The 12632-nt window shown below is 71.1% G+C and carries 13 protein-coding genes; 8 read left to right on the top strand and 5 right to left on the bottom strand.

Annotated features, from left to right (window positions below):
* Positions 1-160 precede the first annotated feature (160 nt).
* The gene (locus tag ICW72_RS05325; RefSeq protein WP_191085271.1) at positions 161-991 is read left to right on the top strand and encodes a tripartite tricarboxylate transporter substrate-binding protein; all 831 of its coding nucleotides are present in this window, start codon (positions 161-163) and stop codon (positions 989-991) included.
* Between the two features lie 3 nt (positions 992-994).
* Positions 995-1882: an ABC transporter substrate-binding protein gene (locus tag ICW72_RS05330; protein WP_191085272.1), complete on the top strand. Its 888-nt coding sequence runs from the start codon at positions 995-997 to the stop codon at positions 1880-1882.
* A gap of 12 nt (positions 1883-1894) precedes the next feature.
* Here ICW72_RS05330 and ICW72_RS05335 read toward each other — a convergent pair whose 3' ends face one another.
* The 3 genes from ICW72_RS05335 to ICW72_RS05345 form a co-directional block, all read right to left on the bottom strand.
* Positions 1895-2284, bottom strand: a complete 390-nt coding sequence (locus ICW72_RS05335) for a RidA family protein (RefSeq protein WP_191085273.1) — start codon at positions 2282-2284, stop codon at positions 1895-1897.
* A gap of 14 nt (positions 2285-2298) precedes the next feature.
* Positions 2299-3264: a Bug family tripartite tricarboxylate transporter substrate binding protein gene (locus ICW72_RS05340; RefSeq protein WP_191085274.1), complete on the bottom strand. Its 966-nt coding sequence runs from the start codon at positions 3262-3264 to the stop codon at positions 2299-2301.
* A gap of 63 nt (positions 3265-3327) precedes the next feature.
* Positions 3328-4242, bottom strand: coding sequence for a hypothetical protein (locus ICW72_RS05345; protein WP_191085275.1), 915 nt, complete (start codon positions 4240-4242; stop codon positions 3328-3330).
* An 83-nt stretch (positions 4243-4325) separates the two neighbouring features.
* Here ICW72_RS05345 and ICW72_RS05350 point away from each other — a divergent pair, with 83 nt between their 5' ends.
* Positions 4326-6524, top strand: coding sequence for an ATP-dependent helicase (locus ICW72_RS05350; RefSeq protein WP_223880845.1), 2199 nt, complete (start codon positions 4326-4328; stop codon positions 6522-6524).
* Positions 6521-7408 carry a 50S ribosomal protein L11 methyltransferase gene (locus ICW72_RS05355; protein WP_191085277.1) on the top strand — a complete coding sequence of 296 codons (888 nt, stop codon included), beginning with the start codon at positions 6521-6523 and terminating at the stop codon, positions 7406-7408. Before ICW72_RS05350 ends, ICW72_RS05355 begins: the two co-directional genes overlap by 4 nt.
* Before the next feature lie 217 nt (positions 7409-7625).
* Here ICW72_RS05355 and ICW72_RS05360 read toward each other — a convergent pair whose 3' ends face one another.
* Both ICW72_RS05360 and ICW72_RS05365 read right to left on the bottom strand, forming a co-directional pair.
* A complete protein-coding gene (locus ICW72_RS05360; protein ID WP_191085278.1) occupies positions 7626-8276 on the bottom strand; it encodes a 3'-5' exonuclease family protein in 651 nt (216 codons plus the stop codon).
* Entirely contained in the window at positions 8273-9271 is a 999-nt protein-coding gene (locus ICW72_RS05365; RefSeq protein ID WP_191085279.1) for an Acg family FMN-binding oxidoreductase, read from the bottom strand. Before ICW72_RS05365 ends, ICW72_RS05360 begins: the two co-directional genes overlap by 4 nt.
* 70 nt (positions 9272-9341) lie before the next feature.
* On the opposite strand from ICW72_RS05365, the gene ICW72_RS05370 reads away from it, so the two are divergent.
* The 4 genes from ICW72_RS05370 to nrdR all read left to right on the top strand — a co-directional run bounded on the left by ICW72_RS05370 (position 9342) and on the right by nrdR (position 12632).
* Positions 9342-10136, top strand: a complete 795-nt coding sequence (locus ICW72_RS05370; RefSeq protein ID WP_191085280.1) for a dienelactone hydrolase family protein — start codon at positions 9342-9344, stop codon at positions 10134-10136.
* A 74-nt stretch (positions 10137-10210) separates the two neighbouring features.
* Entirely contained in the window at positions 10211-10645 is a 435-nt protein-coding gene (rpiB, locus tag ICW72_RS05375; RefSeq protein WP_191085281.1) for a ribose 5-phosphate isomerase B, read from the top strand.
* Between the two features lie 80 nt (positions 10646-10725).
* Entirely contained in the window at positions 10726-12024 is a 1299-nt protein-coding gene (gene glyA / locus ICW72_RS05380; RefSeq protein ID WP_191085282.1) for a serine hydroxymethyltransferase, read from the top strand.
* 155 nt (positions 12025-12179) lie between these two features.
* Complete coding sequence (gene nrdR / locus ICW72_RS05385; RefSeq protein WP_184383420.1) at positions 12180-12632, top strand: transcriptional regulator NrdR; 453 nt, start codon at positions 12180-12182, stop codon at positions 12630-12632.

Genomic DNA, 12632 nt, shown 5'->3' on the forward strand with positions numbered 1-12632 from the left:
GGCGGAGGCGGTCTCCTCCGCGCCATATCCGCCGGAGACATGCCATGGCCAGCCGCCGTTCCCTCCTTGCCGCGCCGCTTCTGCTGCCCGCCGCCGCCCTCGCCCAGCCGCGCTGGCCCGATCGCCCGGTCCGGATCATCGTGCCCTTCAACGCGGGGGGGTGATCGACGTCACCGCGCGGCTGGTCCAGGAGCCGCTGGGCCAGGAGCTCGGCCAGACCGTGGTGGTCGAGAACATGGGCGGCGCCGGCACCACCATCGGGGCGCGCCATGTGGCCCGCGCCACGCCGGATGGCCATACCATCATGGTGACGGGGGCGGCGCACAGCGTCATTCCCGCGCTGTTCCCCGATGCGGGCTTCGACAATGTCGCGGATTTCGCGCCGATCTCGCTGATTTCCGAGCAGCCCTTCGTGCTCTGCGTCCATCCCGGCGTGCCGGCCAACACCCTGCCCGAGCTGCTGGCCTGGCTGCGGACGCGCGGCGGGGACGCGACCTTCTCCACCACCGGCATCGGCGCCGCCTCGCATCTGGCGGGCGAGCTGCTGAAGAACATGGCCGGGGTGAACTTCACCTTCGTCTCCTACCGCGGCACGCCGGCGGCGGTGACCGACTTCCTGGCTGGCCGCGTGGACATGATGATCGACAGCCAGACCCTGCTGGCGCCCATGATCCGCGACGGGCGGGTGAAGGGCATCGCGGTGACCACCGCCCGGCGCTCCGCCATGCTGCCCGACCTGCCGACCATGGCGGAGGCCGGGGTGGCGGGCTACCAGACCTCCTCGCTGCAGATGATGCTGGCGCCGGCGGCGACCCCCGCGCCCATCCTGGCCACGCTGGGCGCCGCCATGAAGAAGGTGCTGGACGACCCCGCCGTGCGCGCCCGCTTCACCGAGCGCGGGATCGAGGTGATCAACGGCGATGCCTCGGCGCTGGCCCGCACCATCCGCGAAGAGGGTGCGCGCTGGCTGCCCATCCTGCGGAGGGCCTGAGCCATGGCGCAGCTTCTGCTGATGGAGCCCTTCCGGGCCGTCTTCTACACCCCCTACTACGTGGCGCTCGATCGTGGCCTCTTCGCCGCGCATGGCGCCGACATCCGCATCGAGACGGCGGGCACGCCGGACGCCGCCGCCGCCCGCCTGCTGGATGGCAGCGCGGATTTGGCTTGGTCCGGCCCCATGCGCCCCATGCTGGAGCGCAGCCGCAACGACGCAAGCCCGCTGCGCAGCTTCGGCGCGGCCATCATGCGCGACCCCTTCCTGCTGATGGGCATGGGCGCGCGCCCCGGCTTCGCCATGGCGGAGCTGGCTTCGATGCGCGTCGCCATCCCCTCCGAGGTGCCCACCCCCTGGTGGTGCCTGCAACAGGATCTGCGCGACGCGGGCGTGGACCCGGCCGCCATGCCCGGCATTCGCTTCATGCCCATGGGCGAGGGCGCGAAGGCGCTGCTGGCGGGCGAGGTGGATGCGGTGCTGCTGTTCGAGCCCTTCGCCTCGGCGCTGGAGGAACAGGGCGCCGCGCTGTGGTATGCGGCGGCCAGCCGCGGGCCCACGGCCTATAGCGCGCTCTATGCCATCACACCGCGCATCGCGGAGAAGGAGGCGGCCTTCCGCGGCGCCGTGGCGGCCCTCGGCGAGGCGCTGGACTGGATCGCCGCCAGCACGCCCGAGACCATCGCGGAATTGCTGGCGCCCCGCTTCGCGGACACCAAGCCCGCCCACCTGCTGGCCGCGGTGCGGCGCTACAAGTCGCTGGGGCTATGGGAGGGCACGACGCGCCTGCCGGAAGCGGCGCTGGACCGGCTGGCGGTGTCCATGATCGGCGCCGGGGCGATGAGCCACCACCCCGGCTATGCGGCGTGCATCGACAGCCGCTTCGATTAAGGAGCGAGAGGGTCAGTCCAGCACCGCCGTGCACTCGATCTCCAGCAGGAAGTTCGGGCGCGGCAGGGAGTAGACGATGCAGGTGGTCCGGGCGGGGTATTTCCCGTCCGGGAAATGCGCCGCGTAGATGCGGTTCATCTCTTCGAAATCCTCGCGCCGGGTGAGGAAGACGTTCACCTTCACCACCCGGTCCCAGCCCGCGCCGGCCTCCTTCAGGATCTTGGTGATGATGGCCATCACCTGGTTCATCTGCGCGGTGAAGTCGCCCACCGCCAGCTTTCCCTGCGAATCATAGGCCGGGATGCCCGAGATCCAGAGCTGGTTGCCGCAGCGCACGGCGGGCGAAAGCGGGGCCGAGACCTTGAACTCGCCCTCGGGGAAAATGTGTTCCAGCGGCGTCATGTGGCGTTCCTTCCTCAGTTCACGGTGATGTTGTTGGCGCGGATCACCTGCGCGTAGGTCTCGGCATAGCGGCGGATTTCCGTGCCGAACTGGTCGGCGGGCCGCGCCAGCACGGTGAAGCCCTGTTCCTCCAGCCGCGCCTTCACCTCGGGCCTGGCCAGGGCGGCCACCCAGGCGGCCTCCAGCCGGGCGCGGGCCGGCGCGGGCACCTCCGCGCGGGTGATCAGGCCGAACCAGCTGTCGGACAGCACCAGCGGGAAGCCCAGCTCCGCCATGGTGGGCACGTCGGGCAGTTCCCGCGCGCGGGTCTCGTTGGAGATGCCCACCGCCACCACCCGCCCCGACTGCACCAGCGGGATCATGTCCGGCAGGTTCGCGAACATGAAGTGCAGCCGCCCGCCGATGAGGTCCGTATTGGCCTGGCTGGAGCCGCTATAGGGCACATGGGTGGCGTTGAGCCCCGCCAGCTCGCGGAATTGCTCGCCGCCCAGGTGGTTGGAGGTGCCGATGCCGTAGGAGCCGAAGCTCATCCCCTGCCCCGGCCGGCGCGCCGCCTCCAGGAAGCCCGCGAAGTCGCGCGCCACCGAGGGGTGCACGGCCAGCACATGCGGCACCACGGTCGCCATCACCAGCGGCGCGAAGTCGCGCAACCCGTTGTAGGGGGTGTTGGGCCGCAGGGTGACATTCGCGGAAAAGCTGTTCGCGATCATCAGCATGGTGTGGCCATCGGCGGGTGCGCGCTGCAATTCGATGGTGCCGACCACGGTGGCCCCGCCCGGCCGATGCTCCACCACCACGGGCCGGCCCAGATCGGCCGCCAGGATATCCTGCGCGAGGCGCACCACGGGGTCCATGGTGCCGCCCGGCGGAAAGGGGATGATGACGCGCAGCGGCTGGGTCGGCGCCCATCCTTGGGCGCTGGCCAGGCCCGGCAGGAGGAAGGGGGAGGCCAGCAGACCGGCCCGGCGGGAGAAACGCATGCCCGAAATCCCTCGATGGAGATGCCAAGCCTGTGGGCACCCTGCCAGGGCGTCAAGCAGTCCTCAGGTCACAATCGCCCCTTTGCCCAGAAGGCGTGCATAAATGGGCCGCAACAGGAAGGGGCTGAGAAACAGGGGAAACTGGCACAGCACCAGGAACAGCAGCACCAGCGGGTCCGTCGCCGCCGGCAGCACCGCCAGGTAGAGCGCCATGTTCCGGTTGCCTGACAGCAGCCCCGCCGACAGCCCCAGCCGCAGCCCCGCCCCCCGGAAGGCCAGCGCCGTGATCAGGTTCAGCCCCAGCATGCCTGCGAAGGCCAGCGCGATGCCGCCCAGCACCAAGGCGGGGTCGGCCAGCAGCAGGGCCAGCACGCCATCCATCACGCCAAAGCCGTAGAAGACCACCAGCAGCACCACGGCCCCATCCACCGACCGGCCCCAATAGCCCAGCCGCACCGGCCCCATCAGGCGCCGGAGAAGGATGGAAATCACCAGCGGCAACCCCACCAGCAGCGCGAGCCGCAGCATCAGCCCCGGCAGCGATATGGCGAGGTCTATGCCCATCAGTCCCAGCGCCAGCGGCGGCGCGGTGAAGGGCACCAGCAGGGTGGACAGCAGGGAAACCACCAGCGCGATCTCGCCATCCAGCCCCACCAGCCGCGCGAAGGCGGGGGAGGAGGTGGCGGCACAGCCTGTCGCCACCACGACCAGCCCCGCGGCCAGCCCGCCGCTGAAGCCCATGGCGCTCACCACCGCCCAGGCCAGCACCGGGCATGCCACCAGCAGGAAGAGCAGCATGGCGCCGACCAGCACGGGCCGACGCAGATAGGCCAGCACCTGCGCGGGGTCCACGCGCAGCAGCACCAGCACCATCAGGAAGAAGACCACAGCCGTGATCGCGTCGCGGAACAGCGCGGCCAGCGGGGGCACGAAGAGCCCCACGAAGATCGCGGCCGCCAGGAGCTGCGCGCCGCGCATGGCGCAGCCTTCGAGGAAGGTCCGGATCAGGGGCGTTCCTCCGCGCGGTTGGTGGGCCAGGGGCAGTGTTCTATACCCCCCCGGTGTCCGCAACACCGTCCCCCTCCGAATACCTGTCCCGCCTGAACCCGGAGCAGCGTGCCGCCGTCGAAACCCTCGACGGCCCGCTGCTGGTCCTGGCCGGCGCCGGCACGGGCAAGACCCGCGTGCTGACCACGCGCTTCGCCCATCTGCTCATGACGGGCCGCGCCCAGCCGCACCAGGTGCTCTCCGTCACCTTCACCAACAAGGCCGCGCGCGAGATGCGCGAGCGTGTGGGCGCCATCATCGGCCGGCCGGTGGAAGGCCTCTGGCTCGGCACCTTCCATGCGCTCGCCGCCCGGATGCTGCGCCGCCATGCGGAGTTGGTGGGGCTGAAATCCGACTTCACCATCCTCGACCCCGATGACCAGACGCGGCTGCTCAAGCAGGTGATGGAGGCGGGCGGCGTGGACATGAAGCGCTGGCCGGTGGCCGGGCTCATGGGCATCATCCAGCGCTGGAAGGACCGGGGGCTCACGCCGGGGCGCATCCCGGTGGCGGAAAGCTCCGACTACGCGAACAACCGCGCGGAAGCCCTCTATGCCGCCTACCAGGCGCGGCTGGTCGCGCTCAACGCCGCGGATTTCGGCGACCTGCTGCTGCACGTGACGGAAATCCTCCGCACCAACCCCGAGGTGCTGGAACGCTACCACCGCCTCTTCCGCTACATCCTGGTGGACGAATACCAGGACACGAACCTGGTCCAATATCTCTGGCTGCGGCTGCTCGCGCAGGGGCACAGGAACATCTGCTGCGTGGGCGACGATGACCAGTCCATCTATTCCTGGCGCGGCGCCGAGATCGAGAACATCCTGCGCTTCGAGAAGGATTTCCCCGGCGCCGTCATCGTGCGGCTGGAGGCGAATTACCGTTCCTCCCGCCCCATCCTCGCCGCCGCCTCGGGGCTGATCGCCAAGAACGAAGGGCGCCTTGGCAAGACTTTGCGCCCCGGCCGCGCCGATGCCTCGGGCGAGAAGGTCCGCGTCGTCTCGCTCTGGGACAGCGAGGAGGAGGCCCGCATGGTGGGCGGCCGCATCGAGGAAGCCCAACGCGCGGGCCAGGACCTGAGCGAAATCGCCATCCTCGTGCGCGCGGGTTTCCAGACGCGCAGCTTCGAGGAACGCCTCGTCACCCAGGGCATCCCGTACCGCGTCTATGGCGGCGCCAAGTTCTATGAGCGGCAGGAAATCCGCGACGCCATCGCCTATTTCCGCGCCATGGTGAACCCGGCCGATGATCTGGCCTTCGAGCGCATCGTGAACACCCCGAAGCGCGGCCTGGGCGACACGGCGCTGGCCACGCTGCACCGCGCCGCGCGCGAACAGGGCGTGCCGCTGCGCATCGCCGCCGGTCAACTCATCCAGACCGACGCGCTCCGCCCCCGCCCCCGCGCCGCCCTGCGCGACCTGCTGGAAGGCTTCGCGCGCTGGCATGCGGGGCTGGAATCGCTTGGCCACATCGTCGTCGCCTCCCAGATCCTGGAGGAGAGCGGCTATATCGAGATGTGGAAGCAGGACCGCACGCCCGAGGCGCCGGGCCGCCTCGACAACCTCAAGGAACTGCTCCGCGCCATGGGGGATTTCGGCACCATGGCCGCCTTCCTCGAACACATCGCCCTCGTCATGGAGAATGACCAGAACGCGGAGGGCGCCCGCGTTTCGCTCATGACGCTGCACGCGGCCAAGGGCCTCGAATTCGACATGGTCTTCCTGCCGGGCTGGGAAGAGGGCCTCTTCCCCAGCCAGCGCAGCCTCGATGAGGGCGGCAACAAGAGCCTGGAGGAGGAACGCCGCCTCGCCTATGTCGGCATCACCCGCGCGCGGCGGCACTGCATCATCAGCCACGCCGCCAACCGCCGCATCTATGGCAACTGGACCAGCACCATCCCCTCGCGCTTCCTCGACGAATTGCCGCCGGAGGAGGTGGTGCGCGAGGGCGCCGAGCCCGTCCGCCACATCCCCAGCTCCGTCTTCGGCGCGGGCCCCCTCTCCAGCCAGCGCCGCCCGCGGCTGATCGAGGCCGGCGCCTGGGAGGTCGCGGCCCGCCCCGCGCGCGAGGGCGGCTTCGCCGCGGGCCAGCGCGTCTTCCACCAGAAATTCGGCTATGGCCGCGTCATCGCCGTCGAGGATGACAAGCTCGACATCGCATTCGAGAAGGCGGGCCAAAAGCGCGTCCTCGACCGCTTCGTGGACCCCGCATGAAACGCCACATCCAACCCCTCGAAACCCTCATCCTCGACCAGCTTCCGGACGAGGCGGTGCCGGCCTATGAGGCCGCGCTCCAGGCCGTCAGCGCCACGGTCGCCCTCTTCCGCGACGAGGCCACCGACACCTGGCGCATCGAGGCGGTGCGCGAGGCGACGGCCGACCAGGATGCGCTGTCCGCCGCGCTGGCGCTCGCCGCCGGCCTCACCGGCCATGACGCGACCCTCGCCCGCAACCCCACCGAGGCCGAGGGCTGGCTCGCGCGCACCGTCGAGGCCTTTCCCGAACAGCCCATCGCGACGCGCTTCCTGGTCCGCCCCTCCCATGCCGAGCAGCGGCGCGTCTGGGGGCGCCATGTGCTGACGCTGGATGCGGGCCTGGCTTTCGGCTCGGGCGAGCATTCCTCCACCCGCGGCTGCCTCACCGCCCTCGAAGCCCTGCGCCTGCCGCCCAATGCCCGCGTGTTGGATTTGGGCGCGGGCAGCGGCATCCTCGCCATGGGCGCGGCCAAACTGTCCCATGTGCGCGTGCTGGCCAGCGACCTCGACCCCTGGTCGGTGCGCGTGGCCGAGGAGAACGCCATCGCCAACGGGCTGCGCGGGCGCATCCGCGCCGTGCTGGCCCTCGGCTGGAACCACCGCGAAATCCACGCCCGCGCGCCCTATGACCTCGTCTTCGCCAACATCCTGGCCCGGCCCCTCTGCGCCATGGCCAAGGAATTGGCCCAACACCTGGCCCCGGGCGGCCGCGCCATCCTGGCCGGCCTCCTCGACAGCCAGGTCCGGATGGTCCTCGCCGCGCACCGCCGCCAAGGCCTCGTCCTGGAACGCCGGATCTCGCTCACCCCCTGGAGCACCCTGGTGCTGCGGCGGAGGGGATAGGGCGCCACTGCGGAGGGCGCTGCCCTCCCCAGACCCCTCCCGCCGAGGGCCTTGGCCCTCGGAACCCGTCTCATGGCCATTTCTGGGGAGGGGCATGGCGTGCCCTTCATCACGGATGCGACCTTGATGCCCCTCCCCACAAATGGCCATCACACATGGGGTCAGGGGCCCATGGCCCCTGGCGGGGGTTCGGAGGCGGCAGCCCCCGCCGGCACCCTCAGCGCCGCCCTTCCCCCGCGTCGCGCAGCAGGGTTCCCAGGAGGTGGGCGTAGCCTTCGGCGTCGTCCAGCGCGATGTGGGAGTGGGGGTATCCGCCGAGCCAGGTGTCGGGGAAGGATTTGCGGGTGAGGCTGTCGTAGTCCAGCCGCGTGCGGCCGAGGGCGAAGGAGGCGATGTCGAGGCCTCCGCCCAGGAAAAGGGTCTCCGTGCTGCGCGGCGCGGTCAGCAGGCGCAGGCTGGCGTAGCGGCGCAGGTACCAGTCCACCCAGGCCCCGTCGAAGATGAGGGGGTAGGCCGCGAAGACCGGCGTGCCGCCCAAACCGCGCACCCAGGCGACGTAGCGGGCGATGGCCTCGGCGGGCGGCAGGCGGTTCGAGAGGGTCGCGGCCCAGGCTTCGGGTTCGGTCGCCCACCATGCCATCGTGCCCGGGTCGGCGGCGTGGCCGGGGATGGGTTCGAGGTTGAGGGCCAGGTGGGACAGGCGCGCCCCTGTTTCATCACAGGCGACGGCAGCCAGGCTGATCATGGAATGGATGCCGGGATCGGGCCCATCCGTCTCGATATCCGTCACCACATGGATCAGCACGCGCGCACCTCCGGCAAAGCACCACAGTGCCGGGATGGCGGTGTGGCTGGAAGGGGCGATCAAGCCTCCGCGAGAACCTCCTCCAGCGGGCGGCGGACGGAGGGACGGATGTCCGGCCCATGCCCGGCCCGCATCAGCATTTGCGGGAATTCGCGCGTGCCCAGCAGCGCGGCGAGCTTCGGGCGCAGCGCCGGCACCTCGATGGGCTGGTTCAGGTAGGAATGCTTCAGCCCCGCGGCGGTGAGGGCCAGAATCGCGCGGCTCAGCGCCTCGCCCGCCCGCAGCCAGTCCAGCGGCGTGTCGCCCGGCGTGGTGAGGACGCCCAGCGCGGGCGAATTCTCGGCCAGCGCCATGTCGTGCGCCGCCTGCCCCGCCCCCATGTCGAAGCGGCGGATGGCCATGGCGCCCACGAAGCTGAGCAGGTCCGGCATGCCGAAGGCGGCGCCCGACATGCCATCGCGCGAGGCGGCGTGGCGGGACCGCACCCAGGCGGCGAGCTCGCCCCGGAAGCCAGGGTCGGCCATCTGCGCGCGATCCCCTTCCGCCACGAGTTCCGCGATGGCGTGGCGCTCGGCCGGCGCGGTGCGCCAATGCAGGGTGACGCCCGGCGCCTCGGCCAAGGGGAGCGGCTGCGCCAAAGCTTCGGTGGTGAAGGCGGCGCGGGTGGTGCGGCGGGCGTGGATCGCGGCCAGCAATTCGGGCCGGTGCGGCGCGCAGGCGGGGCCGGGCCGGATGCGCGCCAACAGGTCAGGCTCCGCCGGGTCGGGCAGGAGGGTGACATCCAGCCCCTGCCCCAGCGCCTCCGCCGCCACGCGCAGATGGCCGAGTGCGGCGCCGCAGGAGATGACCAGCGCCCGGTCCTCGGGGTCCACCACCGGCAGGGCGCGGCTGCGGTCGGCCAGCAGGTCCAGCCGATCGGCGCCCAGGCGGAACCGCCAGGGCTGGGTGTTGTGCGAGGAGGGGGCCAGGATGGCATGGCCCGCCAGCACAAGCAGCCGGGCCCGCGGCGTGGCGAGGCCGGCGAAACCATCGGCGGAGAGGGTCCAGGGATCATTCATGCCCGGCAATATGGAACATGTGCCGGCGCATGCCCTTGCGCCGGCGCAAGCCCTGCGGGAGGCTGCCGCCATGCGACGCCTGGCTGCCCTCCTCCTGCTGCTCGCGCTGCCCGCGCGGGCCGAAATCATCGCCCTTCCCGGCCCGAAGGGGGTCACGCTGCGCGCCATCCTGGAACGCCCCGCCGAGGCCACGCGCCCCACCATCATCGCCCTGCATGGCTGCGGCGGGCTGGGCGGGGCCGCGCGCCCGCCCCGGCTTTCGGCGCGGGAGCGCGAATGGGTGGCGCTGCTGGTGGCGGCGGGGCACCCGGTGGTCTTTCCCGACAGCTTCGGCAGCCGCGACCTCGGCCCCGCCTGCGGCCGCGCCGACCACGCAGCCCCGCCCGCCTTGCGCGCCGGCGATGCCCTGGCCGCGCGCGACTGGGCGGCGGCGCAGCCCTGGAATCGGGGCGCGCCGGTGCTGCTGGGCTGGTCGCATGGCGGCAGCACCACCTTGCATGCCTGGGCGCGGGCGGCGCCCGGCACGATTTCGGCGGCCATCGCCTTCTATCCGGGCTGCGGCCCGGTCCCGATGGGCCGCGGCTGGCAGCCCCGCGGCACCGCGCCCCTGCTGATGCAACTGGGCGACGCCGATGACTGGACGCCCGCCTTCCGCTGCGTGGAGCTGGCCGCGCGGTCCGGGGGGCGCATGGCCTATGACCTCCACGCCGGCGCCCATCACGCCTTCGACGCGCCGGACACGGTGGCGCTGCGCCGCGTCAGCCTGCCCAATGGCCGCGACGTGACGGCCGGCCCCAACCCGGCCGCGCGCTTGGCCGCGCGCGCGGCGGTGATGGAGTTCCTCGCGCGGCACGCGCAGCCCTAACCTGCTTGGGGCGCGATTGCGCCATGCCGCTTGCGCGCTTCATGTGGGCCGCGTGACTTGGTAAGCGGCCGGGCATGATCATCGCCATCGGCTCCGACCATGCCGGCCTGCCGCTGAAGCAGGCCCTCAAGACCGCGCTGGAGGCCCAGGGCCATTCGGTGCTCGACGCCGGGACCCATGGCCCCGACAGCGTGGACTATCCGGACTTCGCCCATGCGGTGTCGCGCCAGGTGGCGGCCGGCTGCGCGCGCTTCGGCGTGCTGGTCTGCGGCAGCGGCATCGGCATGGCGATCGCGGCCAACCGCCACCCCGGCATCCGCGCCGCCGTCCTGCATGATGCCACCGAGGCGCGGCTGACCCGCGCGCACAATGACGCCAACATCGCCTGCTTCGGCGCCCGCACCCTGGGGGTGGAGGTGGCGCTGGACGCGCTGACCGCCTTCCTCGCCACCACCTATGAGGGCGGGCGGCATGACAACCGCTTGGCCAAGCTCGCCCCCACAGGCTGAGCCGCGCCCATATCCCCCGCACCGCCCCCTGTGGTAATCCCGGGGCAGCCAGCGATTCCGCCCGAGAAAAGGCCAGGCCGATGAACGAGAGCACCGCCCGCTTCCTCCCCGCCCGCTTCTTCCAGGCGCCCGTGGCGGAAAGCGACCCCGAGATCGCCGCCGCCATCGGCCAGGAGCTGACGCGCCAGCAGGACGGCATCGAGCTGATCGCCTCCGAGAATATCGTCAGCCGCGCCGTGCTGGAAGCGCAGGGCTCGGTGCTGACCAACAAGTATGCCGAGGGCTATCCCGGCCGGCGCTATTATGGCGGCTGCGAATATGTGGACGTGGCCGAGACGCTCGCCATCGAGCGCGCGAAGCAGCTCTTCGGCGCGCAATTCGCCAATGTGCAGCCGCACAGCGGCGCCAGCGCGAACCTGGCCGTGTTCTTCGCCCTGCTCCAGCCGGGTGACAGCTTCCTGGCGATGGACCTGGCGGCGGGCGGGCACCTGACCCATGGCGCGCCGGTGAACTTCTCCGGCAAGTGGTTCAAGCCCATCGCCTATGGCGTGCGCGAGGCCGATGGCCTGCTGGACTACGAGACGATGGAGCGCCTGGCGCGCGAGCACCGGCCCAAGCTGATCATCGCCGGTGGTTCCGCCTATTCGCGCGAGATTGATTTCGCCCGCTTCCGCGCCGTGGCCGATGAGGTGGGCGCCATCCTGATGGTGGACATGGCGCATTACGCGGGGCTGGTGGCGGCGGGCGCCTACCCCTCGCCCGTGCCGCACGCGCATGTGACGACCACCACCACCCACAAGACCTTGCGCGGCCCGCGCGGCGGCCTCGTGCTGACCAATGACGAGGCCATCGCGAAGAAGATCAATTCCGCGATGTTCCCGGGCCTGCAGGGCGGGCCGCTGATGCATGTCATCGCAGCCAAGGCCGTGGCCTTCGGCGAGGCGCTGCGCCCCGAATTCCGCGCCTATGCGAAGCAGGTGGTGGCCAATGCCCGCGCGCTGGCCGATGAGCTGGTGAAGGGTGGCCTCGCCATCGTCTCGGGCGGCACGGACAGCCACCTGATGCTGGTGGACCTCCGCCCCAAGAGCCTGACGGGCAAGGCGGCGGAGGCAGCGCTGGGCCGCGCGCACCTCACCTGCAACAAGAACGCCATCCCCTTCGACCCCGCCAAGCCCATGGTGACGAGCGGCATCCGCCTCGGCACCCCCGCCGGCACCACGCGCGGCTTCACGGAGACGGAGTTCCGCGAGGTGGGCCGCATGATCGTGCGCGTGCTGGACGGGCTTTCCCAGGCGAACGACCCCGAGGCGAACAGCGCGGTGGAGCAGGCGGTGGCCAAGGATGTGAAGGCGCTCTGCGCCCGCTTCCCGATCTACTGACCAGATGACGCCACGCCGCAAAACCAGCGGTCCCTTCCCACGCTCCGGCCGCAACGCGGCCGGCGCCGCCCACATGACCGCGCGGCCCGGCGCACCTGCCGCGCGGCGAAGCCAAGCCGCCGGAGGCGGCGCCCGGCACTTGAGGGCATAAAAAAATGCGCTGCCCCTACTGCGGTAACGACGACACCCAGGTGAAGGACAGCCGCCCCTCCGAGGACGGCTCCTCCATCCGTCGCCGCCGCTTCTGCCCCGCCTGCGGCAACCGCTTCACCACCTTCGAGCGCGTGCAGCTCAAGGAACTCGTCGTCACGAAATCCGATGGCCGCCGCGTGCCCTTCGACCGCGACAAGATGGCGAAGTCCATCCGCATCGCCTGCCGCAAGCGCCCCGTGGATGATGAACGGATCGAGCGCGTGGTGAACGGCATCCAGCGCCGCCTGGAGATGGAGACCGAGGCCGAAATCCCCTCCCGCCGCATCGGCGAGATGGTGATGGAGGCGCTGCGCGGCGTGGACGAGGTGGCCTATGTCCGCTTCGCCTCCGTCTACCAGAATTTCTCCGAGGCAAAGGATTTCGGCGCCTTCCTCAGCGACCTCGAGAAGCCCTGA

The sequence above is a fragment of the Roseococcus microcysteis genome (assembly GCF_014764365.1).
Lineage (GTDB): Bacteria > Pseudomonadota > Alphaproteobacteria > Acetobacterales > Acetobacteraceae > Roseococcus > Roseococcus microcysteis.